General features: G+C 59.3%; 19 protein-coding genes and 1 pseudogene. 5 read left to right on the top strand and 15 right to left on the bottom strand.

Annotated features, from left to right (window positions below; genetic code table 11):
* Nucleotides 1-126: 126 nt before the first annotated feature.
* From KJA79_RS04445 to KJA79_RS04405, 9 genes are all read right to left on the bottom strand, one after another.
* Entirely contained in the window at nucleotides 127-1,251 is a 1,125-nt protein-coding gene (locus tag KJA79_RS04445) for a PstS family phosphate ABC transporter substrate-binding protein (protein ID WP_213040783.1), read from the bottom strand.
* Nucleotides 1,248-1,703, bottom strand: coding sequence for an arsenate reductase ArsC (locus KJA79_RS04440; RefSeq protein ID WP_213040782.1), 456 nt, complete (start codon nucleotides 1,701-1,703; stop codon nucleotides 1,248-1,250). Before KJA79_RS04440 ends, KJA79_RS04445 begins: the two co-directional genes overlap by 4 nt.
* The gene (locus KJA79_RS04435; RefSeq protein WP_213040781.1) at nucleotides 1,703-2,173 is read right to left on the bottom strand and encodes an ArsI/CadI family heavy metal resistance metalloenzyme; all 471 of its coding nucleotides are present in this window, start codon (nucleotides 2,171-2,173) and stop codon (nucleotides 1,703-1,705) included. Before KJA79_RS04435 ends, KJA79_RS04440 begins: the two co-directional genes overlap by 1 nt.
* A gap of 274 nt (nucleotides 2,174-2,447) precedes the next feature.
* Complete coding sequence (gene arsB / locus KJA79_RS04430) at nucleotides 2,448-3,548, bottom strand: ACR3 family arsenite efflux transporter (RefSeq protein ID WP_213040780.1); 1,101 nt, start codon at nucleotides 3,546-3,548, stop codon at nucleotides 2,448-2,450.
* A 47-nt stretch (nucleotides 3,549-3,595) separates the two neighbouring features.
* Nucleotides 3,596-3,919, bottom strand: coding sequence for an ArsR/SmtB family transcription factor (locus KJA79_RS04425; RefSeq protein WP_213040779.1), 324 nt, complete (start codon nucleotides 3,917-3,919; stop codon nucleotides 3,596-3,598).
* A 95-nt stretch (nucleotides 3,920-4,014) separates the two neighbouring features.
* Nucleotides 4,015-6,228, bottom strand: a complete 2,214-nt coding sequence (locus KJA79_RS04420) for a transglutaminaseTgpA domain-containing protein (RefSeq protein WP_213040778.1) — start codon at nucleotides 6,226-6,228, stop codon at nucleotides 4,015-4,017.
* Complete coding sequence (locus tag KJA79_RS04415) at nucleotides 6,200-7,360, bottom strand: DUF58 domain-containing protein (protein ID WP_213040777.1); 1,161 nt, start codon at nucleotides 7,358-7,360, stop codon at nucleotides 6,200-6,202. Before KJA79_RS04415 ends, KJA79_RS04420 begins: the two co-directional genes overlap by 29 nt.
* A gap of 59 nt (nucleotides 7,361-7,419) precedes the next feature.
* On the bottom strand, nucleotides 7,420-8,361 hold the full coding sequence (locus tag KJA79_RS04410; protein ID WP_246507417.1) for an AAA family ATPase: 942 nt from the start codon (nucleotides 8,359-8,361) through the stop codon (nucleotides 7,420-7,422).
* A 150-nt stretch (nucleotides 8,362-8,511) separates the two neighbouring features.
* Nucleotides 8,512-9,840, bottom strand: coding sequence for a hypothetical protein (locus tag KJA79_RS04405; protein ID WP_213040775.1), 1,329 nt, complete (start codon nucleotides 9,838-9,840; stop codon nucleotides 8,512-8,514).
* A 141-nt stretch (nucleotides 9,841-9,981) separates the two neighbouring features.
* Here KJA79_RS04405 and KJA79_RS04400 point away from each other — a divergent pair, with 141 nt between their 5' ends.
* From KJA79_RS04400 to KJA79_RS04390, 3 genes are all read left to right on the top strand, one after another.
* The gene (locus tag KJA79_RS04400) at nucleotides 9,982-10,998 is read left to right on the top strand and encodes a ChaN family lipoprotein (RefSeq protein WP_213040774.1); all 1,017 of its coding nucleotides are present in this window, start codon (nucleotides 9,982-9,984) and stop codon (nucleotides 10,996-10,998) included.
* Nucleotides 10,999-11,264: 266 nt separating this feature from the next.
* Nucleotides 11,265-12,077 (top strand): SWIM zinc finger family protein, encoded by an 813-nt coding sequence (locus tag KJA79_RS04395; RefSeq protein WP_213040773.1) that lies wholly within the window; start codon nucleotides 11,265-11,267, stop codon nucleotides 12,075-12,077.
* Nucleotides 12,078-12,221: 144 nt separating this feature from the next.
* A complete protein-coding gene (locus KJA79_RS04390) occupies nucleotides 12,222-12,398 on the top strand; it encodes a hypothetical protein (RefSeq protein ID WP_213040772.1) in 177 nt (58 codons plus the stop codon).
* Here KJA79_RS04390 and KJA79_RS04385 read toward each other — a convergent pair.
* The gene (locus KJA79_RS04385; protein ID WP_213040771.1) at nucleotides 12,385-13,257 is read right to left on the bottom strand and encodes an arylesterase; all 873 of its coding nucleotides are present in this window, start codon (nucleotides 13,255-13,257) and stop codon (nucleotides 12,385-12,387) included. The two genes, KJA79_RS04390 and KJA79_RS04385, sit on opposite strands and share 14 nt — an antisense overlap.
* 154 nt (nucleotides 13,258-13,411) lie before the next feature.
* Between KJA79_RS04385 and KJA79_RS04380 the strand changes: the two are divergent.
* Together KJA79_RS04380 and KJA79_RS04375 are read left to right on the top strand one after the other, a co-directional pair.
* A pseudogene (locus tag KJA79_RS04380) lies at nucleotides 13,412-14,020 on the top strand (ABC transporter ATP-binding protein); the annotation flags it as partial.
* Entirely contained in the window at nucleotides 14,017-16,689 is a 2,673-nt protein-coding gene (locus tag KJA79_RS04375) for an ABC transporter permease (RefSeq protein WP_213040769.1), read from the top strand. The pseudogene KJA79_RS04380 and the gene KJA79_RS04375, both read left to right, overlap by 4 nt.
* Nucleotides 16,690-16,712: 23 nt before the next feature.
* On the opposite strand, the gene KJA79_RS04370 is transcribed toward KJA79_RS04375, so the two are convergent.
* Genes KJA79_RS04370 through KJA79_RS04350 form a run of 5 tightly spaced genes read right to left on the bottom strand, consistent with a single transcriptional unit; the run spans nucleotide 16,713 to nucleotide 23,757 of the window.
* The gene (locus tag KJA79_RS04370; protein ID WP_213040768.1) at nucleotides 16,713-19,490 is read right to left on the bottom strand and encodes a M1 family metallopeptidase; all 2,778 of its coding nucleotides are present in this window, start codon (nucleotides 19,488-19,490) and stop codon (nucleotides 16,713-16,715) included.
* Nucleotides 19,487-20,188, bottom strand: coding sequence for a ribose-5-phosphate isomerase RpiA (rpiA, locus tag KJA79_RS04365; protein WP_213040767.1), 702 nt, complete (start codon nucleotides 20,186-20,188; stop codon nucleotides 19,487-19,489). The genes KJA79_RS04370 and rpiA overlap by 4 nt, the downstream gene beginning before the upstream one ends.
* Nucleotides 20,185-21,270: a glucokinase gene (gene glk / locus KJA79_RS04360; RefSeq protein WP_213040766.1), complete on the bottom strand. Its 1,086-nt coding sequence runs from the start codon at nucleotides 21,268-21,270 to the stop codon at nucleotides 20,185-20,187. Before glk ends, rpiA begins: the two co-directional genes overlap by 4 nt.
* Nucleotides 21,267-22,049 carry a 6-phosphogluconolactonase gene (gene pgl, locus KJA79_RS04355; protein ID WP_213040765.1) on the bottom strand — a complete coding sequence of 261 codons (783 nt, stop codon included), beginning with the start codon at nucleotides 22,047-22,049 and terminating at the stop codon, nucleotides 21,267-21,269. The genes glk and pgl overlap by 4 nt, the downstream gene beginning before the upstream one ends.
* 1 nt (nucleotide 22,050) lies before the next feature.
* Nucleotides 22,051-23,757, bottom strand: a complete 1,707-nt coding sequence (locus KJA79_RS04350; RefSeq protein ID WP_213040764.1) for a glucose-6-phosphate isomerase — start codon at nucleotides 23,755-23,757, stop codon at nucleotides 22,051-22,053.
* Between the last annotated feature and the right edge of the window lie 148 nt (nucleotides 23,758-23,905).

Below are 23,905 nucleotides of genomic sequence, written 5' to 3'. Positions count from 1 at the left end.
ATGGTCCGTCATAATTCTGCTGCCTATGGAAACGGTCCTTTTGCTGGGTGCCGACCCTCTCAGCCCCTCTCACGATGTCGAGTATTGCTCGGAGGGTCGTTATCTGTTCAATCTCATCAATGGGCGCTATTGAACCAGTTGAGCGTTGATTCTCTCCTCCTCATTGACGTTGAACCAATTGAGGCTCACTCCAAGCACCGTGCGACCGCCGAAGGCCGAGCCCTTGACCTCCTTCTCGAATCGAGCGGTCTGGACGGCGCGGGCAGCAGGAGGCAGTGGCACGTAACCAGCTTTCGAGACGTACTGCTCGCTTTCGGGGGAGAGATAGAAATGCGTGAACGCCTCGATACCCGGGCGGGCGGCGGCAGCGGCGTTGACATAGATGAACAATGGTCGTGAAAGCGGTTCGTACGTAGCATCGATGACCGTTTGTGTGCTGGGTGCAACGCAGCCGTGTCCGTTGTCTACCGAAACAAGCTTTAACGTCTCTCTATTGCTTTGGTAGTACGCGTGGCCGAGGTAGCCGATGGCGTGTGGGTTGGCCGCGACGCCACGCTGGATCACCATATCGTCTTCGCTCATGGTGACGTCGCCTCTGCTTTTGCCTTCGCTGCCGACTATGGCCAGTGTAAAATAGTCGAATGTTCCGGAGTCTTTGCCTGGACTGAACAACACCAGCGGGTCTGCCGGGAAGCTCGGTCGGATCTGTCGCCACGTGCTGATCGTCCGCGCAGCAGCCGGTTCCCACATGCGTCGAAGTTCGTTCACAGTGAGGCAATCGGCGAACGTGTTCTTGGTATTGACCACAAGGGAGAGAGTATCGAACGCGACCGGCAGCTCGATGTACTCGATATGCCGAGCTGTGCACTCCTCAATCTCTATCGTGTTGATGGGGCGTGAGGCGCCGGCAATATCGATTTGACCCGCACACAATCTCTTGAAGCCTCCCCCGGTACCGGAGAATTCAATCTGGAATTTTACGCCGGGATTCGTTTTGCCGAAGGCTTCCGCCATCGCCTTGGAGAGCGGGTAGACCGTGCTTGATCCGTCGATCGAAACGGCTCCGGCGGGTGTTTCGGCATTGCACGCGGTCAGGCAGCCGGCCATTAACATCGTGAGAGAAAGGAGTGTGCGCCATCTTTTCGATTGCATCAGGAGGTCGGCCCGTCGTTGGGAGGCGTGCGAAGAATCAGGCGCTCCACCATTACCGGTCTCTACCATTTGCACGTCCTGGACAGTTGCAATGTTCATTGCGCTCCTCCGTGACTAGGGCTGGAACACACTTGTACCAGATCCTCGACACGTTGCCTCAGCAGACGAAACGCACTGTCAAAGGCCGTCCGAATGTCCTCATTGCTCCCGGTCGCCTTTGCCGGGTCAGGCGTGCTCCAATGAAGCTTCTTCGGCGTTCCGTGAAAGAGGGGGCAGCTTTCGCCGGCGGCCTGATCGCACACGGTAATCACGAGATCGAACGAATTATCGGCAAACTCATTCCACGACTTGCTGCGCGGCTGACCCGGATCAATGCCGTGCCGCTTGAGGGTTGCGATGGATTGGGGATGTATATGTCCCGCCGGATGGCTGCCGGCGCTCCATGCCTGATATCGACCGCGGCCTAGGTCGTTGATCAGCGCTTCCGCCATCACTGATCGACAGGAATTCCCTGTACAGAGGACTAAGACTTTGGTGACGTCGCCTTCCATTAGTCGCAACACCTCGCAGTGTGTGCGGATGGTTCACAGCAGTTCGGCGTGGCCATGGTGAGAGGCGTGCAACAGGCACCATCCGACGATTCACTGGAGCCTGAGAATAGTTGCGCATCCTCCATTGTTCGGTACGTTTCCCATGGAAGGCCGGACGGGTCCTGTATCCATGATTTGTCCGACAGCGCATAGCAGCACACCGTTTTTCCTTCATTGACGACCGGTAAGTGGCCGGCTTGAATCCGTCCACGGAGCTCTGCCAGTTCGTCTTCACCATCGGCCTGAATACCCAGATGATCGACGCCTTTCTTGGCACGGGTGGATATTGCGAAATTAATGCGCGGGTCCTCCAGCATCCATTTGGCGTAATCTGCCTTGGTTTTCACGGGTGGGGCGCCAAACAGTGCCGTATAAAAGCGAATGGACTCATCAAGATCCTCTACTCCCATGTGGAGATGAAAGCGTTTCATGATGCTGCCTCCCTCTTGGTCATTCAGTTTGTAATGGCGTCTGCTAACAACTCACTGAACATGCGAACGTCAACATTCGTTCCAGCAACGTTCCCAGGCCTGCGAACAGGAGCATATAAAGCAACCACTCGCGGGCTAGCTGCTTGAGAGTGAACGGCCTGTGGAATCCAGGCCATGTCCTACCGAGCCATCTCTCCAGGACGTACGTCGCCAGCAGTAGGCTCAAGGCCAGGATTCCGAAGAGCCCCAGCAATTCCCGCAAAGCCCCCATCGTTCATCCCCTGGACTCGCTTACGGGGAACCAGTGCCGGGTTCGATTGCACACATGACAGACGGAGAGCATGACCGGTACCTCCACCAAGACGCCGACGACGGTTGCCAGTGCTGCGCCTGATTCCGGGCCGAATAAGGCAATGGCTGTGGCCACGGCCAGTTCAAAGAAGTTACTCGCGCCGATCAATGCTCCCGGTGCTGCGACCGCATGGGGTACGTGTAGCCACTTCATCAGCCCATAGGCGAGAGACGCATTGAAATAGACTTGGAAAAGAATCGGGATCGCAATGAGCAGCACGTGAAGGGGCTTCCCAAGGATGTTCTCGGCTTGAAAGGCAAAGATGAGAATCAAGGTGATGAGTAGCGCCGCGATTGTGATGGGGGCAAACCGAGGGAGGAGGGTCTCTTCAAACCATTTCTTTCCATGCCGTGCAATGAGCCTATGGCGGATGAGAACACCCAGGAGCAACGGGACCACAATAAATCCCACGACCGAATAGAGGAGCACAGTGAAGGGAACGGTGAGAGCGGACGCGCCGCTGACCAGCAAGCCGACGATCGGCGCAAACAGGATCAGCATAATCAAATCATTCACCGACACTTGGACAAGGGTATAAGCCGGATCGCCATCCGTGAGATAGCTCCAGACAAAGACCATCGCGGTACAGGGGGCGGCGGCCAAAATAATGGTTCCAGCGATGTATTGGTCTGCTTCGCCAGAAGTCATCCAGAGCGAGAAGATGACTCGAAAAAAGACCCACGCTAAGAGAGCCATGGAGAATGGCTTCACCACCCAATTGACAAACAAGGTGACCAGCAGCCCTTGAGGACGTTGGCCGACCTTCGCCACGGCGCGAAAGTCGACTTTCATCATCATGGGGGTGATCATCAGCCAGATGAGGAGGGCCATTGGGAAATTCACATGACTGTTCTGGCCAAACTCCATTCCTCGTAACGCTTGAATGAGGTTCGGCGCTGATTTCCCCAGGAAGATCCCCGCGAGCATACAAAGTCCCACCCAAACCGTAAGGTAGCGCTCGAACATATTGAGTTTCTTTTCCGCCGGAATACTCTGCTGGTGGATGGCAGCAATCGCGTCCATGGGTCCCGTAATATCAATAAAGGTTGATGAATAATGGCAAAAAAAAGCTACAGACAACACCCCTTCTTGGTGGCCTTGTGCGGGGGAGACTTGAAAGCATTGACTGCTTCTTGGAGATCTTCCAGTGCGTCTGGGTTGAGGGAGTAGTAGACCCAGCGTCCTTCAGGCCGGTCAAGGACCAAACCAGCGTCTTTCAAAACTCGCAGGTGGAAGGATAGCCGTGACTGGCCCGTTTTGAACGTGCTTGTGAGGTCGCACACACACTGCTCGCCCTCTTTCAGTTGTTCCAGTATCAGTAATCTCGTTTCATCTGACAGGGCCTGGAACACTTTGGCAATGGCTGCTATTGGTGTCGCTGTCTTCACGCGCATGCGTCATAATATATCAATGAGAATTGATTAGTCAAGGGCGGCCGTTGTACGACGTAGCCGTAAGTAGACGTGTGCCGGATTGAGCGCAAGAAGCCCTAGCGTGATGGTCGTGGAGCAGGTCTTACGGATTGCCTGAGTGCGCGGAGTTGACGTACGTTGTTTTCTGCAGTACTGATCTCCTCTGTCGTAAGTGGGGCCTTCCCAAATCGAACCCGCGCATACAGTTGCGTCACGGAATGGACGATGGGCCAGGCCTCGCTCCATCCTTCACGAATCTTGTGAAGAAATTCCTGTGGCGTGGTACTGGCGGGTTTCGTGATTCCCCGCTGGGCACAGTAGCGCAGCATGTCGGCGTAGAGCATGATGACGGTCTGCTGCTGGGGCGAAAACCTGCTCTGCGTCGTCGTTCTGCTCCGATACCGTCGGAGGAGCATGATGCCCGCATAGAGGACGCTGACTGCCAGCAACAAACTCACGGCGCGGTGTGGAATGCCGGACGGGGTCAGGCTGATCACCATGCCGCCGATGATGGCTCCAGCCTGCGCCGCCAGGGCACTGATCGTTTCGGAAAGTCCTACCCGTACGGCCTCCCCGCTTTCTCGAATGCCTTGCACGACAGTGAATTGGTCGTGCGCGCTGTAGTGGACGAACAGCCGATCCCATTTGAGCCGCATTGAGTCCATCGCGCTGGTCGCTGCATGCCACCAGGTCGGGCCGACTGCGCCCGGTGAGGGCGGGGTCGGATCAATCGTGATCCATCCTGATTGTGGAAAGTAGACTTCCACCCAGGCGTGGGCGTCCCGCTGCCGCACCGTATAATAGCCGCCGAATTCGTTCCATTCGGTGGCGAGGAATCCCGTTACCAGTCGAGCCGGAATGCCAACTGTTCGGAGCAGGACCACCATGGCCGTGGCGTAGTGCTCGCAATAGCCGGTTTTTCGAGTCAGCAGGAAGTCATCGAGGGGATGGGCAGATTGCAGAGAGGGAACATCCAAACTGTACCGATAACTGGTCAGCAAGTGAGTGTGGACCAGGGAGACCGCCTGTATCACGCTGGTCGCCGGCTGTGTGATCTGTCTTGCGAGGTCCACGATCTGGGGATTGACGTCAGGTGTTTGAAGGTAATGCCGGAGAATAAAATCCGGATACAGTAGCGCACTCGCGTTTTTCTCCGTCGCGTTCAGGTTCGGGGACAAGGAGTATGCGGTGTACTGGATGCGGGTATGCAGGGGATACGGCAGGTGGAACGATCCGGTGAGGTCCGACTGGACCGAGAGGAAATTGCCTTTGACGGTGGTGAGCAACGGGGCACCGAAGAGCACCGCCGTGTCGAGTGGCTCAAGGAGAATATCCTGTCGAAGTTGCCGCGCGGTGACCTGTGGTTTTGTCCCTGGCGTGCGGTGTGAGAAGGTGCCTTCGGGAAGTTCCGTAAGCATCCGTCGTTGTGGCAGACTGTTGCTCCACGCTTTCCCGTCGTATCGGTTGTACGCCACGCCGCGCAGATAGAGCGGTTCCTGTTTGAATTCATGGCTAATGCGGTCAGGCAGTTCCACGCGCATGACGATACTCGGGTCTTGCTTCACCGGACCGATGACTCCCAGATCGACCTGCTCGGAGAATCCCGTGGTCCGCAAACTATCCCCCTGGTCGTGTTGAAAGAATCCTACCCCGACTCGTGGAATTGAGAAGAAGAACAACAAAGTGAAGCCGAACGCGACGGCCGCCATGGCATTGGTCGTCCAGAAAAAACGAATCGTCAGTCGGGGGAAGGGTGTGACAGGTGTCGTTGCCGGAGAAACGTGATCCGGAAGACCCACCTGCTCTTCCTGTTCTTGTACGAGGTGATAGAGGAGCAGTGTCCAGACGCCGATGATCAGATAGATGAAGAAAAAGGGGGCGTACCAGACCTGTGTCGTCAAGGCGGCTGATGCCAGGAGCGCGATCAGGCTGATGGCGTAGAGATGCAGGAAGTCTCGCCGCAAGTCGAGGTTGGAGAGTTTGTTGACCAGCAGGAGCACGAGGAAGTGGATGCCGGCTGGTAGGACTTCCTGAGAAATGAGCAACAGGTCAATCCAGAATCCGGCGAAGGCAAGGAGGAGAAAGATATTCCACGTGAGGGCGGAGAGCCGGAAGTGGCGCATGGTGTCGGAGATCACGCCGGGGTGCCGAATCCGCAGGAGGGCCATGGCAAATGCCCCGCCAGCCAGGACAAGGAGCCAGGGCGGCAGGGTGATGGCGAGCGTCAGGCTCGCAAAGCCGGCTGCGGCCAGGAGGATTGAGCTAAGCCGGAAGGCCTGATCCAGCAGCATCGAAGAGATCCTTGTGGGTCTGAGGCGAGAGAATCAGGTCGACGGCCGGAAGGGCCTCGAACCAGGCTGCGTCCATCCAGGGAGATAGCCAGATGGTCGGGCCCTCCGATGCATTAACCAACGCCTGGCCCATGGCCTGGTGTACGGAGGCGCTGGCGGTCACCGGGCGTCGTTCGCAGAGCGCCAGGGCGTGAAAGAGATCCCGGGACTGTTCTTCCCCGTCCGCCAACAGATGTGGCTGATCGCCAAGGATCAGGCGCAGACGCACCCCGCGCTTCACATAATAATCAACCAACGAGGCGGTGATGGACAGTGTGCGCTCGAAGGTGCGGTCTAGCTCGTCCGGGCAGACTGTGAACAGGGCCAGCGTGATCATGTGCTGGTCTTCGGCTTCGGTTTCCTTGATCATCAGTTTGGCCGTCCTGGCCGTGGTGAGCCAGTGGATGGCGCGGGAATCGTCGCCGGGGCGAAATTCTCTGAGGTTGTAAAGGGACGTGCCTGGGCCGCGTCGCGCCAGCGCCTGTTCGTGCCCGATCGATTGCAACTCCTGAAGGCGTAGCGGCGGGAGCGGGATGATGGCGGGACACACCAGCAGGCTAGCTTCGCAGGGATAGAAGGCTTTTTTCTGGAACAGCCCGAACGGAAACGGTGTGATAACGCGAATGCCCTCGATGTGGTACCGCCCGCGCCGACAGGCGAGCAACGGGTACGAGCGCAGGGTTGAGGCTCCCGGGGCCAAGTGGGTGAGGTGGATGCCGCGATCGTGGTCCTGCCCGGCCACGACATCGAGGATCCGAACCGATACGGTCGGCACATGTGCCTTGTGATTGGCGATCCAGAGCGTCGCGACGGCCGGTTGGTTCACGAACAGTGAATCCGGTAGGTGGCGATGGAAGTCCAAGCGGCGGACACACTGTTCCGACAAGAGCCCGGAGAGCACAATCAGGCTCAGCATCATGGCGAGTAGGAGATAGAACAGATTGTTGCCGGTGTTGACGGCGGCGATCCCGACGGCGAGGGTCAACAGGAGGAAACGAGTCCCCTCCGTCGTCACGCGAATCGCGCGATGGTGAGAAAGGCGATGGAAGAACGCGCGGAGATCTCGTGGGGCCATGTAGGTGGCCGGTCGCATCGTGAGGTGCCTGTCCTGGCCGTGGTTCGTTGGGCCCTGGTCCCAGTGTCCTGGCTGAGTCACACAGGAACCGGGACGCTCTCGAGCAGATCGTGAATGATGCCTTCTGCCTGCTCGACGCTTCTTGCCCGCGCACCCTGGGCTCGGTTCGGCATCACCCGATGTGAGAGGACGGCAGGAGCGAGCTCTTTGATGTCCTCCGGCAGGCAGTAGGTCCTATCCCGCACCAGCGCGAGTGCTTTGGCTGCCTTGGTCAGCGCGAGTGCGCCCCGCGTGCTGACCCCGAGAGACAGCACATCGGCCTGCCTGGTTGCCTGTACGATTGCGAGCAGGTAGTCCATCAAACTGTCGTCGATCCTGACCTTTTCGACAAGGGCTTGGAGATCCAGGATGTGTTGTGCGGTGAGGACGGGCTGCAGCTCGCTGGCCGGATGCAGCGACTGTGGCCGCTCCAACACCTTTCGTTCCTCGTCCGGAGTGGGATAGCCGATGCGAAGTCGCATCAAGAATCGATCCAATTGCGATTCGGGGAGCGGGAACGTGCCGTGATACTCCGCGGGATTTTGCGTGGCAATGACCATGAACGGCTGATGCAGCGGGTAGGTTTGGTTATCCACGGAAATCTGCGCTTCGCTCATCGCTTCCAGCAGGCTGCTTTGCGTTTTCGGGGTGGTGCGATTGATTTCATCAGCCAGCACGATGTGGGCAAATAGGGGGCCGGGGATGAATTCAAAGGATTGTTTCTGGCGATTGAAGACAGAAATGCCGACGATGTCGGAGGGCAAGAGGTCGCTCGTGAACTGAATCCGTTTGAAGGAGCAGTCGAGTGAGCGTGCCAAACTGTGAGCCAAGGTGGTCTTGCCCACGCCGGGCACATCCTCGATCAAGAGATGTCCGCGTGCCAACAGGCAGACGACGGCGAGTTCAATGACTTGCGACTTGCCCTTAATGACCTGCGCGATATTGTCCTGTAACAATTTGATTGATTGAGAGGAATTCACGATTGGGGTGTTGGTGACGAGGATTATGATCGGCGCATGGCGTGTATGTCCGAAGTCTAACAAAGGGTCTGGAGACCGTCAATTTATAGGGCGGTTCGCGCTGGTGAAGGGGCAGGGCTGGGGCACGCCCGGTCGGCTGTATTTAGCCGGTCAGGTGGTTTCTTGCAGTTCTGGCACCAGGCTGAGAAACCAGGGAGGAGTTTCTTCCGCCATGCCCTGGAACTTCCTGGCGGTGCTGCTTGCGGGCATACCCTCGAACAAGGCACCCCGCTGGATCGTCACCTCTCGGAACCGATAGGATGCGGCCTGGCCTCCTGCTGTGCGGAGGACAGAGGGAAATCGGCTCCGCAGTGGGGCGAGGTCGGCCAAACGACAGGTCTGGCCGAGCGGGAGGCCTGACAGGTGGTGATAGATTTTCCCGAAGACGGCCGGCAGAGTCTGAGGCGAGAAGACGGTATCAGGCGGTCTCATGGCCGGGTCATCAACCAACTGGGACAGTATCTCCCAAAACACCTGAGAATCGACGGCGCCGAGTAGGCACAAGGCTCCTCGGGTGGCCATCAACTCCAGCAAGGCGAGCGGGCCGCGGATATCGAATTTCCAGGGAGGGAAGAGCAGGCTCCGTCCGTCATGCAGCACTTCGAGTGCGGGCTCTTTCCCATGCCGCACTTGGCGGGAATCTCCCTTCGTGCGTCGCAATTCTTCGGTGAGGCAGGCCGGGGAGAGGCGTGTCGGCTCATAGGCAAAGGTCGGTGTGGCCGGGGCCCAGCAGGTGACGATGAGATAGCGGGAAGCGAGACGCTGGTCTCGTTCCAGCAAGTCTAGCGCAAACATGTCCTGATCGCCGTAGAAGCGAAAGTCCAGGTTCGGCATGGCCCGCAAACGGCTGAGGCGAAGCGGATGGGCGTGCAGTGGTCCACCGAGTTGCGAGCGTGGGTCCAGCCGGTCGAGGCAGTGCAGGATCAGGGGTCTCTGTTGGGCCGCCAGGGATGAGCCATACCGGGTGGCCAGTTCTTCCGCAAAGGAGAGGTCGCCCGCCCCCAGATCCAGCACGGATGCGGGCACTTGATCTAGCAACAGATCGAAGGGGTTGCGGTGGCGCTGAAGGAACGTGTCTACCGTCGCAGGTGAAACCGAGGGGCTGAGCCATTTCGCAACGGATGCTGCCCGCACTCCAAAGAAGATGCACAGGGCGCGCAGGCCTTTGGTTGTCGGCAACCCGGTGAGTTGCTTGAGTACGTCGGGGTACGATGTGCGGCCTGTCGAGGGTTGGTCCTTGGCGAAGGCGGCCGTAAGGTGCCGTTTGATGTCCTCTGAAACGGCTGAGGCCGCGATGGCCTTGAGGAGACGGTCCCGCGTGACGGGCCATTCAGTCGGATGGACCAGGTGGCGAGTGCCTTCCCACGCAGTGGGATCGGCGGACCGGGCGGCCGCGACCTGTTTGCGGAATGCGGCCGATCTGTCTGGCTCAAGTACCATGAAAAATCAGCAGTTGATGGGCACGTGGGTGATACGCAAATGCTATGCTGTGAAATAGCGTTACGCAGAGTATCGAGCCTGTCGTAAAGGAGTCAAGCACGGTGCCCTTGCGGCTGCGCCATGCGGAGAGAAGGAGACGTGATGTGTAGAGCAGAGATGGGTTCCTGCAGGAGGCAGTTCCATAGAGTCGGTCGATTTCTCACCCTGGCGATGGTGCTGTTGGGTCTGTGGGGGTGCCACACGAAGGGGCCTGTGGGAATGCCCGCAGGGCAACCGTGGAGTGACTGGGCGCCAGGGCAGCTGCTGGATGCGAAGACCGGCCTCGTCGTGCCGACCGATACATGGTTAGAACAATTGACCGGGTACGATGTCATTTATCTTGGTGAGGAGCATCACAACCGCTTCCACATCGATGCGGCCTTGACCGTGCTTCGGTCGCTCGCCGACCGAGGGCGCAAGCCGGTGCTGACGATGGAGATGTTCGGGTGGGACGGTCAATCTGCACTTGATCACTACCTCACCTCGACAGATGCGACTCGCGCTGGTTTTTTGGAGGATGTAGGGTGGAAGCAAAATTGGGGTGGTGCGTTCGAGGATTACGAGCCGTTGGTGCAGTTTGCGAGGGATCACCGATTCCCGCTGGTGGCAATGAATCCACCAAAGCCCTTGATTCGCCAGGTTGTGAAGCAAGGACTCGCTCAAGCGAAAGCGTTGCCGGAATGGAGTCAGTGGGGGATGGAGGGAGAGGACGTCGTCGATGACACTGCGTACCGCTCGCGAATCTTGTCACAGCTTCAGGCTTGTCATGGGGGCGGGGCCCCCGAAGACTATTTGACGATGTATGAGGCTTCCATGGTACGGGATGAGGGGATGGCCAAGACCGTGGCAGCTGCTTTCCACAGGGTTCGAGCCGGAGTGGATCCCGCTCAAGGCCCTGTGGTGAGTTACACCGGTGGAGGTCATGTCCAGTACCGATTGCCTGTTCCGAACCGTGTGGCCAGGCGGGTGCCCGCTGGACTCAAGCAGGTGACGGTGTATCTGGCGACCTTTGAGCTGGATCGGGCCGCGGAGCTCTACCAGTCGATGCAAGAGGGAATCGCGGATTTTGTCTGGTTGACGCCGCCCGGATCTCAAGGCGCTCCTCGGCGGTGCCGATAAGAAGAGTCAGTGGTTGGGTGGGGCTGGGGGCGTCCCGCGCTGTGCCTGTGCTCGTCCCCTCCCTCGCAGGGATATGGGGAAAGGCCCGTGTCGTACACGTGGCTCTCCTCCCGAACTGGCGGCAGTCGGGGTGATGAATGTCTGGGCCGCGGGCGATCGTTCGCCGCGTGCAAGGGTGATGGAGTGGGATCATTCATGTTGCAGGTGACAGGATGAGGGGGAAAATCGCATGTTCAGCTGACCGCCTGGGGTTGTTGGAGGCGGCCATGATCAGTTCGGTCGTGGAGCCCAAAGCCTTTCAGATCGGAAAGCAGTACCAGGCGGAGCGGCGTGTGCAGCTGACTGATGCCTCGGATACCGAATTGACCTCCTCGGTCATGGGCAATTCCGGGTTGTACGAGCAAACGATTCGCCTCGCCAACGGCCAGCTGGAGGCCAAGTGTTCCTGCACGTTGCCTGAACAGCCCATGTGTCGGCATGGTGTGGCCGCGCTCCTGGAATACCATCGATGGTCGAACGCGCGGATCGTTCCCAAGGCCAGACCGACCGTCCCTCGCCCTGAAGCTGTGCGCGTTGCCCAGAAGGCTGCGCCGTCCAACGATGTCAAATTGGGGGAGCTGACTCAATTTACAGAGTGGATGCAGCGAGTGGTGCAGGCGATCCAGAGTGGCCAGCCGGTTCCCGAGCAGCCGAATATCGAACCAGGGCTCGTCTCAACCTGGACTCACATCATTCAGCAGCTGGATGAACGTCGCAGAGAAAGCGAAGTGACGCAAATTCAACTCGATACGGACATTCGCAACCGGGAAGCGGTGGTTGGCCGTCTCACCCAGGACCTAGAGGCATCAGTGAAGGAGGCAAAATCTCTGGAGGTCCTCTGCCGGGATCTGCAGCGGGAGGTGGAGCAACAGAAGGCGGTGTTCACCAAAACCGCTGATCTCTCGCACCATATCGAGCAGGTCGAGGGAGAGGTCAAAGCTATTGCCGCGCTTGTGACCGAAAAGGGCCGTCGGCTGGAGGGGCTCTCTGACACTTGTCGGGAGGTAGCGACCATGCTCAAGGCTCTCGGCAAGGCGTAACAGCGATCGAACGGCAATCGACCTCCTGCTGGCCACGGGTGAACGCTCCCCAGCCTTTCCCTCTCATACCCCCTTGCGTCCTCCCTCGTGGCTTCAGTACAATGCAGGCCTCTTTGGGCAGTCCTTGATTACAAGGGGGAGATCATGAACAAGCTGATAGTGGGAGTCTTGGGCGGAGTCGGGGTCCTTCAGGCAGCCAATGCGTTTGCCAACGTCAGCGAAGGTCCGCCGGATTACAGTGGTATCACGGGTCTGTACTACACCTTGATCGCCCTAATCTTGGGCTTCGGCGTGTACGACACCTTTTTCAAGAAGAGCTAACCAACCCGTTCCGGTTTCTTGGCGTGGAATGTTGCTCTGTTCGTGACGGCAGAGACGATGTTTCACGCCAGTTTTTTACTCCGGTTCTAGCCGGTGCTCGCTCGTTCAGCACTGGCAGCAGGCTCTTCAACACGTTCTCGACAACCATCCGATAGCCTTCCGCTGTGGGGTGGATGCCGTCTGCCTGATTAAGCGATTTCTCTCCACCAACCCCTTCCAGTAAGAATGGAATCAAGGGGAGAGAATGGACTTGAGCCAGCTCCCTGTACATTGCCTCAAACTTGCTCGTGTACTCTTCTCCGTAGTTCGGTGGTAGTTTCATCCCGGCAAGGATCACCTGCACCTCCGCCTCTTTCAGTCGCCTGATGATCGCGTCCAGGTGAGAACGGGTTTCCATGAGACCCAAACCCCGCAGTCCGTCGTTCCCTCCCAATTCGAGGATCACTACACGCGGGTTGCCCGCAAGGACCCAGGAAACGCGCCGGAGCCCGCCCGCAGAAGTGTCACCACTGACCCCGGCGTTGAGCACCAGGTAGGGCTGCCCCAACGCATCGAGCCGTTTCTGTAACTGTGCGGGATAGGTCTGGTCGGGAGCGACTCCAAGACCGGCCGTCAAGCTATCGCCGAACGCCACAATTTTGAGCCGATCGTCAGCGTGCGGGGGTGGCGTGGAAGCCTGGGGCGTCTGAGGATGGGGCTCGCGAGGCGCGGGTTGTGGTGTCAAGCTGGTGGTCGGTGAGGGTGGCGATGTCGGCGTTGTCGAGGGATCACAACCTAACAGGCCGATGATGACGACCGCCGCGAAGCAGCCTGTCTTAAGACGCAAGGTGATAGGGAAATGGTCGGAGCCGGTCTTCATGACTACAGTATAATATGAATTTGCGGATGCGTGCCGTCGTCAACGGAGCAGATACACCATGATTGCGACTCAACATGTGACGATGCAACTTGAGGCCGGCGGGGAAATGGTGAGGATTCTTGATGATGTCACGCTGGAGATTCCAGACAAGCAGACGGTCGCGATTGTCGGACCATCCGGAAGCGGCAAGTCCACGCTGCTGGGTTTGATTGCGGGGCTTGATCGGCCAACCTCCGGAAGGATCTGGCTCAACGGCGTTGACATCACGACACTCGGAGAAAAGGCGATGGCTCGTCTGCGCCTCGCGAGCATCGGGTATATTTTTCAGTCCTTCCATCTGATTCCGACGCTCACGGCGTTGGAGAATGTGTCGATTCCACTCGAACTCGCCGGCGATACGCGCAGCCGTGAGCGGGCTGGTGACTTGCTGGAGGCGGTCGGATTGGGGCACCGGGTGTCGCATTATCCGGTGCAGCTGTCAGGCGGGGAACAGCAGCGTGTGGCCGTGGCGCGAGCCTTTGCTTGTCGGCCGCCGATTCTGCTGGCAGACGAGCCGACCGGAAACTTGGATTCTGCCACCGGCCGACAGGTGATCGAGTTGATCATGGCGTTACATCGTGACGTGGGAACCACACTGGTCTTGGTGACTCACGATCCGCAGCTGGCTGTCACGATGGAGCGGGTCATCACGATTCGGGACGGCCGGATTGCGTCAGACCAACTGACGGATGGTCCCCACAACCTGTCTGATTCTCTCTCATGATGCCCTTCTGGTTCATCATGGGCTGGCGGGAATTGCGGTCCGCCTGGCGCCATTTCCTCTATTTTTTGGCATGTATCGCGCTCGGTGTCGGCGCGGTCGTCGGAGTGTCCCTCTTTTCGGCGAATGTTGAGCGCGCCGTGCTCAAAGAAGCGCGAGGTTTGCTCGGTGGTGATCTGGAAATTCGAGTGTCCAGACCCATGGGTGATGCCGGCTTGGCGGTGCTCAAGCCGCTCGCAGAGCGTGGGATTCTCACCACGCGGGTGAGCGAGTTGGTGGCGATGGTGGCTCGAATCAATCGTGCCGCAGGCGGGGTCGACGTCACGCAGCTGGTTGAATTGAAGGCGGTCGAGCCTGGGTATCCGCTGTATGGCCTGGTGAGAACGGCCCCGGATCGTCCGCTCACGGAGTTACTGCATCCAGCTGGCACTGGTTGTCGAGAGGCCTGCCACGGGGCAGTTGTACAGGACGGGCTTTTGATTCGTCTGGGGCTGGCCATCGGTGACGCGATCAAGATCGGGCAGGTCTCCTTCGTCATCACCGGGGTGATTCACAACGAGCCCGACCGGATGGCCAACATGTTCAGCTTGGGGCCGCGGGTGCTGATTTCTCAAGAAGGACTCGCGGTGGCGAATCTGATCAAGCCAGGCAGTCGCTTGCGCGAGCGGCACCTCTTAAAGCTGCCTGGAACCATGGCTCCCTCGCCGCTGCTGCACGAGCTGCGGGGGCGTCTGGCCGCGGAGTCCGCACGTGTGTCTTCGTATCGGGATGCGCAACCTCAGCTCAAGCAGTTTCTGGAGCAATTGGCGCGCTATTTGGGACTCGTCGGCCTGACGGCGTTGTTTGTCGGCGGAATCGGTGTGGCACTGTCGATCCAGGCATTCTTGCGCGAGAAGCTGCAATCCATCGCCATCCTGAAGACGGTGGGCGCGGATACGCGAACCATCATCGCCTCCTATTTGGGACAGGCCGTCGGATTGGGCTTCCTGGGCAGTGCGGCAGGCATCGCGATCGGTGTCGCGCTGCAGTCGGTCCTCCCGCAGGCCGTCTCCACTGTACTGGCAACCGATGTGCTACAGCAGATCGAGTTTTCGGCGGTGCTCTCACGCTCGGCGTTGGAGCCGCTGGCGAAAGGCGTGGCTTTGGGCGTGCTGACGACGTTGCTCTTCAGCGTCTGGCCCTTGTTGACCATTCGTGAAATCAAACCGGCTTCCATTTTTCGGCGTGAGGTGGAAGGTGTGCCTGTGCCAGCGGCGCGGCGGGGCACATCGTGGTGGGGGCGAGCGGTTTGTCTGATCACGGCGGATCCCGTTCGGGCGGCAACGGCAGCCGGCATCGGACTGGGCTTGGCAGGACTTTCGGTATGGCAAGCCGGCTCGTTCGCCATCGGCGGTCTGTTTATCGCCGGTTTAGTGATGGCGTTGCTGGTGTTGACCGTGGCGGCCAATCTGTTGTTGTGGGGATTGCACACGATTCCCGTGCCACGGGTGCTGTCCGTGCGGCAGGCACTCGGCAATCTTCAGCGTCCCGGTGCGCAGACGCTTGGCGTGATGGTCGCGATCGGCGTCGGGGTGATGGTGATTCTCGCGATTGGGCTGCTGGAACATGCCTTGGTGCGGCAGGTGGGCGAGAATCGGCCATCCGATTCGCCGACATTCTTTTTCATCGATATCCAGCCTGATCAAGTGGCCCCCTTCACCGAGCTGGTCCATCGACGGACCGGCGATTTCGCCCCCGATCTGACGCCGTTGGTTCGCTCTCGATTGCATGCCATCGACGGTCGGGTCGTCACGGTGGACCGCGAATCCGAACAGGAAGAACCGCCCAGTCAGTCTCGCGAGGAGAAACGCAAGAACTGGTATGTGAACCGGGAGTACGTGTTGACCTTTTTGGATGACGTACCGAAGGACAACCGGATCGTGCGGGGCACGTGGTGGAAGCCCGGGCAGAAGTTTGTACGACCGCAGGTGTCTGTGGAAGAAGAAGCGGCAAAAAGTCTCGGAATCGATATCGGCACGGTCGTGGATCTCAACATCCAGGGCACGATCCTTCAGGCCGAGGTGAGCAGCATTCGAAAAGTCGAGTGGGGGAATTTTTCGACCAATTTCTATCTGATCATGTCGCCGGGGTCACTGGATGGCGCGCCGATGACCTACGTGGCGACGGTTCGCGTGGCGCCGCGGGACGAGGCTACCTTTCAGTCTGCCGTGGTGGCGGCGTTCCCCAATGTGACCGCCATCAACATCGGCGAAGTGTTGAGCAGTTTCGCCAGGGTACTCGATCGGTTATCACTGGCCATTCGCGCCGTTGCCGTGTTCTGTCTGTTGGCCGGCGCGCTGGTGATGGCGGCCGCATTGGCTGCCACGCGGTATCGGCGACTCTATGAGGCGGTGATTTTGAAAGCGCTTGGCGCGACCCGCGGGTTGATCGCCCGGTCCTTTGCGGCCGAATATGCGCTGCTGGGTTGTGTGGCAGGCACGATCGGCGTCGTCCTCGCGAGTGCGTTTTCGTGGGCGATCCTGCGGTATATCTTGGAATTGCCCTGGGCCCTGGAGCTTGAATTGTTGGGCGTCGGCCTGGGCTGCACCATCCTGCTCACCCTTCTGGTCGGATTTCTCAGCACCTACCGCCTTCTCGGGCAACCTCCCTTGAGTGTGCTGCGGCACGAATAACGGGATCCCACTGTCGCGTCCGATCAGGTGGCCCTGCGTGTTAATACGGCGCGAATTGCCTCGCGATCCCGTTCGCCAAAGCGCACCGCGATATGCAGCTGTTCGAGGTACTGCTCCAGGCTTTTCCCGCCCAGATCGATCTTGCGGGTGGCAAAGAACTGCCGCACGTCTCGTTCCAGTTCAGGCGTGGAGAGTCCGACAATGCCTCCACACATCCGGCGCAGGCCGCTCTTGGGAAACAAGCGGTCCATCCGTTCCCAATGTGTCTTCACAAACTCCCAGGCCTTTTCACGAATGTAGACATTGTGGAGTAGGCTGCTGACGAGGAAGGGCGCATCCTGGGTCCGGACTTCATCGGTGAGGGTTTTTGCCAGCGTTCGCTCCAGCAATGCGGGGTTTCGAAAGGCCGCAAGTGAAAAGAGATAGCGGCGTTCCTCTTGCGGGGTAGTCGCTTCACGGAAATGTCGAGCGAATTCTTCGTAGCGAACCTCGTCCCCTGTGAACGCCAAAATAGACACCAGCGCGGGTATGGCGTTGGGGTCTATGGGCCTGGTTTGGGTTTGCAGGGCACGGTAGGCTTCTTCCGCCTGTGCCTGAACGGTCTCATCGCGACCCAGGGTGCCTAAGGCGCGTATGATATCGCCGCGCAATTCCCTGACGAGTTCACGTTCATCAGCGCGTGGTGCCCAGCCAAGATCAGCGAACGTCGAAGCGAGGCGCTTTCGCACAAGCGTGGCCAGCAGGGGGCGATCCTCCTCGGCGAGCAGTTGATGGAGGGTGGAAAACGACCCCAACATGACGGCCCAGACATGCGGATCACGCTCCCCATGAAAATGCTCGGTAAGAGCGAGGTAGTCTGCGGGGGACACCATGCCGGCGATGGTGGAGGCCCAGGTGTCGTTCAAGAGATTGAATCGTTCGACCGGATCTAGTTTATCCAGGCCTCGCGTCTGCAACCCGGCCAGCAATTCAGCGCTGTAACGGACGCGGTAAAATCCATGTCCGCCTTCATTGGCTAGGATCGACGTCCAATCTTGCGGTAAGGGGATACGACTCTCCCGCTCGCGAAGCAGCACGCGTCTGGTTTCAGCTCCTTGCTTGGTGACAATGCGCAATTGGACCGGAATCTGCCAGTGTAGCGTAGCCGCTGCCGACATGGCCGCCGAACCATCCTCGGCATACGTAAACCTATGTTGCCTGAGGGTGAGCGACGAGGGTGTGTCCACGCTCAGCGAGAGCAAAGGATAGCCGGGTGAGAAAATCCACTCGTTCATGAGTGCCGGAACATTCTGCTGTGATGCGTGCCCGAGTGACACCCAGAGGTCGGTGGTTTCGGCATTTCCATAGGCATGCGACGTGAGATAGTGACGGACTCCGTCGCGGAATACCGTTGGCCCGAGATGTTGTTCCAGCATGCGCAACACCGAGGCACCCTTCTCATAGGTCAACACGTCGAACATGGCCTCGGCTTCTTTGGGGGCACGTACGGGAAACTCAATCGGCCTGGTGCTGAGGAGCCCATCCACCGACAAGGCGGCCGCGCGCGCGATACCGAACGCCGTCCAGCGTTCCCATTGCGGCTTCCATGCGTCGACCACGAGCATTTCCATAAAGGTCGCAAACGCCTCGTTGAGCCAGAGCCCGTTCCACCAGGCCATCGTGACTAGGTCTCCGAACCACATATGGGCATTCTCGTGTGCCACGACATCGGCCACGCGCCCCTGCTCAGCGTGCGTGGCGGTTCGCTGGTCGAGGAGCAAGGCTGTCTCTCGAAAGGTGATCGCGCCCAGATTCTCCATAGCACCGGAGGCGAAGTCCGGAATGGCAATCAGATCCAACTTGTCCCCTGGATAGGGGATGCCGTAGTAGTCGGCTAGAAAGTTGAGCGAATAGACCGCGATCTCATGGCCAAAGGAGGTGAGGTGTTGTTTGCCCGGCACGGACCACAACCTGACTGGAGTCTGTTGGGCCATGATCGGGGGAGTCGCCACCAGTTCTCCGACGATGAATGCGACCAGATAGGTCGACATCTTGATGGATTCCGCAAAGCGGACCACGCGCTTGCCCTGTTCCTGCCGATCCTCGATGATTCGCGTGTTTGAAATGGCCGTCAGAGAGGGATCGATCACCAACGTCACGGCGAACATGGCCTTGAAGTGGGGTTCATCCCAACAAGGGAAGGCCCGCCGCGCGTCCGTGGCCTCAAATTGCGTAGCGGCCAGATTGCGGACGACGCCGTGACTATCTTTATAGCTGCTGCGATAGAACCCGCGGAGTTTGTCGTTCAAGGTTCCACGAAAGGCGAGGTGCAAGATCCAGATGCCGACCGGAATCTCTTGTTGAAAGCTGATACGGCATCGCTGATGTTCCTCGTCTATCTGGACGGTTCCGGTTCTGGGCTGTCGTCCCTCCGCGGACACCATCGCCGAGGAGATGTCCAACTCTGTGGCATTCAGGAGGATCTCCGAGGTCGGTTCGGTCACCGTCAAGGTGACGACCTCATGGCCGATGAAGGAATGGGCCGTGAGATCGGGCTCGATGCGCAGGTCGTAATGAGTCGGCCGGACGTGGTGCGGGAGTCGATAGGGATCTTGCAAGTTCATGGATGACGCCCCCAAGTTATGCGTGGACTGTCGTCGGTTGTAAGAGGGAGTCGGACCACTCCACGCGGTGCGTGCGAAGAGCAGCCATGAGGCGCCCTGCCAGGTCCCGATCCAAAGCATTGCGTTGGCGGTGGCGCGAACGACCAGCAGAGCCGTCTGCCGGCGTGTGACCGGAGGATCGGTAGATCCATCGGTCATGGTTTCGGGGCATGGGTCACGTCGACGCCCTGTGCGTGGCCGACGATGAGCATACTGGTCCGCCCGATGAACAGCCCGGTTTCGACGATGCCGGGGATTTGATTCAACTCGATTTCCAGCGTAGCTGGGTCAGCGATCTTGGGCATGTGAAGATCGAGGATCACATGGCCGGCCTCGGTCTGGAACACGGTTCCATTGCGTTCGCGTAACACGGCCTTTCCGCCGGAAACCTGTTCGATGTTTCGCGCGGTGCTGCCCCATCCGAACGGCACCACTTCAATCGGCAGCGGGAAGCTTCCTCCGAGTCCCGGCACGAGCTTCGTGTGATCGACCATGACGATGAACTGCTTCGCCGCAGCGGCCACGATTTTTTCTTTAAGTAACGCGCCTCCGCCGCCTTTCACGAGATTCAACGCGGGATCGACCTGGTCCGCTCCGTCGATGGCGACATCAATCATCCAGGCATTGTCGGACTCGATCAAGGGAATGCCGGATTGTCGTGCCAGGGCGGCGGTATCGTGAGAGGTCGGGACAGCCTGAATCTTGAGCCCGGCACAGACACGTTCACCCAGGGCTAGGATCAAATGTTTGGACGTCGTGCCGGTGCCCAGTCCGACGACCATACCGTCGCGCACAAATTCGGTTGCCTTCAGGGCGGCTTGCCGCTTTTCAGCATCGAGATCGTATGGTGGTGTCATGATGAATGTGATGAGGTGAGTTGAGCAGCCATGGATGCCGCACCAAGCAGGGCGGTCTTATCGTTCATGACGACCTTCACGGGAATCTGGGTCATCAGGCGTTTGTATCGGCCTTTGTTCGTAAAGCCGCGCATAAACGAGCCATCCTGCAGTTTAGTGAGTAATTTGGGGGCGATACCTCCGGCGACATAGACACCGTCCAGCGTGAGGGCCTTCAAGGCCAAGTTGCCCGCTTCTGCGCCATAGATGGTGGCGAATAAATCCAGGGCCTGCTTGGCGATCTCGGCTTGGCCCTTGAGTCCTGCTTCGGCAATCTCGGCGGCCGGGTTGCCGACCTTGATCTTTTCCGCCAGCCAGGTCGGCTCATTTTTTTTGGTGTCGCGGAGATATTCATAGACGGCGTGCAGGCCGGGGCCGGACACGATCCGCTCGTAGCTGACATGGAGGTAACTGCCTCGGAGATGGCGTAGCAACTCGATCTCGGTGTCGCTGTTGGGCGCAAAGTCCGTATGCCCGCCTTCTGAGGGCATGGGCCGATAGCGGGTACCGTCCCAACACAGAATACATTCGCCAAGGCCGGTGCCAGCCGCGATGAGGGCCAGGGCTTGTTTCTTTTTGGGCGGCGCTCCGGCGTTCAGCACGACGATTTCATCCGGCGTGAGGAGAAGGAGGCCATGAGCCGTCGCTTCGAGATCATTTAAGAGTCGCACCTGCGGAATGGCAAATCGCTCAGCGAGGGTGGCCCCCTCGATGACCCACGGCAGATTGGTCGTGCGACAGCGGTTATCGATCACTGGGCCTGCCACACCGAAGCATGCCGCGGCGACTCGGATCGGTTCGGGAGTCGCCTCATCGGCCTCCGTATCTGACCCCGGAGCCGAATCACCGGACTCTTGCTCCTCGTCGCCCTCTATCGCCGGTTTGGCCAGGGGAGTGCTCAGGAATTCTTCGACGATGTCTTCTAAGGTTTTGTAGTCCGCGCTGTGGAAACTGTCTTCGCGGACCGGCTCGACACGTCCGTTGGTCCATTCGTAGAGGGCTAAATTCGTTTTCGTGCCACCGATATCACCTGCCAGAATCATGGATCCTCTTGCGATGTCGAATGTGGTGGTGTCGTTGTCAATTTGGATGCTGCGGCGTAGTCAAGATACCACAACAGTCGTCCGTGCTCAGGCCGAACCAATGCGGCCGGATAGGGGATCGGATCATCGCCTCGATGTTCCAAGATGCGTTGGACGACCGTTGCCTTATTGTGCCCGGTGACGAGAAACAGTATCACACTCGCATGATTGATCACACCTAGGGTGATGGTGATGCGAGACCGGGGCCCCTGTGGAGCGGAACTCGGGACTACCCAACGCGTCGATTCGCTCACGGCCGGAGTGCCGGGGAACAGCGAGGCGGTGTGGCCATCATCGCCCATCCCCAACAGGACAAGGTCGAAAACCGGCCATTGTTCTTCCGGCGTTGCGGTTAGACGACGAAGAAGCGTCTCGTAGCTGATCGCAGCTGCCTCCGGCAGATCTTCGCCCTGTATGCGGTGGATCGAGGAAGGCGGAATGTGTAAAGGCGCAAACAACATCGCCTGGGCGAGCCCAAAATTGCTCTCGTGGTGCTCAGGGGGAACGCAGCGCTCGTCTCCAAAGAAAAAATGGACTTTGGCCCAGTCTAATCGGCGTGCGATGGTTGGACTCGTGAGGGTGGCGTAGAGCGCTTTCGGCGTCGATCCGCCGGAGAGAGCCACCAGAAAACGGTTGCGTTCGGCGATCGCGCGCTGTCCCAGTTGTACAAGAAGGTCTGCCGCGGCCAGCACAAGTTCCTGTGCGTCTGCAAAGGTATGCAGCTCCGGTGCGAGTGGCATCTCAGCGACGGGCTCGACGTGCTGAGGGAGTTGGTCTGGTTGTCGCAGGCTTCTTCCGACTGGCACGCGCGGAGGGGGTAAGCAGTGCCACGAGCTGGCGTATGGTACGAACAGGATCTGCGCCCAGGCTGATTCGAACGGCAGGACGTTGGTGGCTGTGCAGCGACTGAAGATCGCCGAGCGCCTGGGCTTGCGCGAGCGTGCCGAATGTATAGGACTGTTCTGGAATCGGGAGATCCGGCCTCATGGCATCGACCAGCTCCAGAAACAGCCCGGTGTTGGGGCCACCCTTGTGCAGTTGCCCTGTGGAGTGCAGGTAGCGCGGGCCGTACCCGGCCGTGGTGGCTAGGCGATGTCGGACCATGATGGCCTTGCGCAGGGCGCGCAGTGCGGCATCGATTTGGGGATTTGGAGTCGTGTATGCGAGAATCGCCACATATCGATGAGGCGCCGCTTGCTCAAGCAACTGCGCAAGGGCCTGCCGGGGGGGTGGCATCGGTCGTGCCGGAAGTCGTCCCCGACTGTCGACCTCCTTCAAGACGCGGGCGGTGTTGTCTTTGCTTTCCTGAACATTCGGCTGATCGAAGGGATGAATCCCGAGGACGTGGCCGGCGACCGCGGTGGCGAATTCCCAGCGGAAGAATTCCGCGCCCAGGTCGTACAGATCGTTCAGGTTGAGGCGGAAGATCGGATGCCCCGCCTTGTGAAGGGCGGCGAGGCCCCGGTCCAACGACGCATTGCGGTCCCCCTTCAAGCGAAGGCAGACGAAAAATCGATCGGTTCCATAGGTCGATGGTGTGGCAAGGGCCTCTCCTGCTATGGGGACGAGCCCTGTTCCTTCCTTGCCGGTACTTTCCGCCAGGAGTTGCTCTACCCAGAGGCCGAACGAATTCAGTGTCGGCGAGGTAAGAAGCGTAACTTTGTCGCGTCCGCCGCGGGCCATGACGGCCATCGTAGCCCCTAGGACTGCGCCGGGATTGTCTTGTGGCGAGGATGTATGCCGACACGCTTCGCGCATGGAGAGGGCTCGTGAGAGGAGCTTTTCAACATTGAGTCCTAGTAGGGCCGCAGGAACCAGGCCGAAGTAGGAGAGCACTGAGTAGCGCCCGCCGATATCGGGTTGGTTGATGAATGTGCGCCAGAACCCGCGCTCACGCGCCAGTCGTTCGAGACCTGTCCCGGGATCCGTGATGGCGACAAACTGGGCTCCACCCCGATGCCCTTTGGTCTGGTGTACGAGGTTCCAGAAGTGGGCGAAGAGCGACATGACTTCGATCGTTCCGCCGGACTTGCTGGCCACAAGGAAGAGAGTTCGCGCCGGCTGGATCGCTTTGGTAACCTGCCGGACCCAACCGGGCACCGTGGAGTCCAACACCCAGAGTTGTGGGGCGCCTTTGGCGGGGCCGAAGGTACAACGCAAGACTTCGGGGCCGAGGCTGCTTCCCCCCATGCCGAGCAGGACCACGTCGGTGATGCGAGCTTCCCGCGCCGCTTGCGCGAAGGTTCGCAAATCGGACAGTCCGTCTTGCATCTGATCAAGGACTGTCAGCCAGCCGAGGCGGTTTTCGATTTCCGTCGGGGCGGGCTTCCATACGGTGTGGTCTCGAGTCCAGGTCCGCTCAATGGTGTGGCTTCCGGCGAGGTCCTCAAGTGTTCGGGTGATGGCCTGGTCGGCCGGTCGTGACGATGGGTTGGGGCGGATCGGCATAACACGCTCTCTTCCATGAGGTGGAGGAACGACAATGCACGTCGGCTCTGTCGTATCTTAGGTTCGGGAATTCAAAAAGGCAAACAGGTGGGCGTCGAGGTCGGTCAGGAGACGGGACGCATGCATGGCCGGAGCGGATGCGTTCGAC

Source organism: Nitrospira defluvii (assembly GCF_905220995.1).
GTDB classification, from domain to species: Bacteria; Nitrospirota; Nitrospiria; order Nitrospirales; family Nitrospiraceae; genus Nitrospira_A; species Nitrospira_A defluvii_C.
This window is presented reverse-complemented; position numbering and strand designations above follow the sequence as displayed.

Bases quoted from the DNA above. Each gene is read 5' to 3' on its own strand.
- KJA79_RS04370 (WP_213040768.1), bottom strand. From the start codon at position 19,490: ATGACCGATGGATCTACCGATCCTCCGGTCACACGCCGGCAGACGGCT.
- pgl (WP_213040765.1), bottom strand. From the start codon at position 22,049: ATGCCACTCGCACCGGAGCTGCATACCTTTGCAGACGCACAGGAACTT.
- arsB (WP_213040780.1), bottom strand. From the start codon at position 3,548: ATGGACGCGATTGCTGCCATCCACCAGCAGAGTATTCCGGCGGAAAAG.
- KJA79_RS04425 (WP_213040779.1), bottom strand. From the start codon at position 3,919: ATGCGCGTGAAGACAGCGACACCAATAGCAGCCATTGCCAAAGTGTTC.
- KJA79_RS04415 (WP_213040777.1), bottom strand. From the start codon at position 7,360: ATGCGACCGGCCACCTACATGGCCCCACGAGATCTCCGCGCGTTCTTC.
- KJA79_RS04395 (WP_213040773.1), top strand. From the start codon at position 11,265: ATGATCAGTTCGGTCGTGGAGCCCAAAGCCTTTCAGATCGGAAAGCAG.
- KJA79_RS04385 (WP_213040771.1), bottom strand. From the start codon at position 13,257: ATGAAGACCGGCTCCGACCATTTCCCTATCACCTTGCGTCTTAAGACA.
- KJA79_RS04375 (WP_213040769.1), top strand. From the start codon at position 14,017: ATGATGCCCTTCTGGTTCATCATGGGCTGGCGGGAATTGCGGTCCGCC.
- KJA79_RS04445 (WP_213040783.1), bottom strand. From the start codon at position 1,251: ATGAACATTGCAACTGTCCAGGACGTGCAAATGGTAGAGACCGGTAAT.
- KJA79_RS04420 (WP_213040778.1), bottom strand. From the start codon at position 6,228: ATGCTGCTGGATCAGGCCTTCCGGCTTAGCTCAATCCTCCTGGCCGCA.
- KJA79_RS04390 (WP_213040772.1), top strand. From the start codon at position 12,222: ATGAACAAGCTGATAGTGGGAGTCTTGGGCGGAGTCGGGGTCCTTCAG.
- KJA79_RS04440 (WP_213040782.1), bottom strand. From the start codon at position 1,703: ATGGAAGGCGACGTCACCAAAGTCTTAGTCCTCTGTACAGGGAATTCC.
- KJA79_RS04400 (WP_213040774.1), top strand. From the start codon at position 9,982: ATGTGTAGAGCAGAGATGGGTTCCTGCAGGAGGCAGTTCCATAGAGTC.
- rpiA (WP_213040767.1), bottom strand. From the start codon at position 20,188: ATGACACCACCATACGATCTCGATGCTGAAAAGCGGCAAGCCGCCCTG.
- glk (WP_213040766.1), bottom strand. From the start codon at position 21,270: ATGATTCTGGCAGGTGATATCGGTGGCACGAAAACGAATTTAGCCCTC.
- KJA79_RS04405 (WP_213040775.1), bottom strand. From the start codon at position 9,840: ATGGTACTTGAGCCAGACAGATCGGCCGCATTCCGCAAACAGGTCGCG.
- KJA79_RS04435 (WP_213040781.1), bottom strand. From the start codon at position 2,173: ATGAAACGCTTTCATCTCCACATGGGAGTAGAGGATCTTGATGAGTCC.
- KJA79_RS04350 (WP_213040764.1), bottom strand. From the start codon at position 23,757: ATGCCGATCCGCCCCAACCCATCGTCACGACCGGCCGACCAGGCCATC.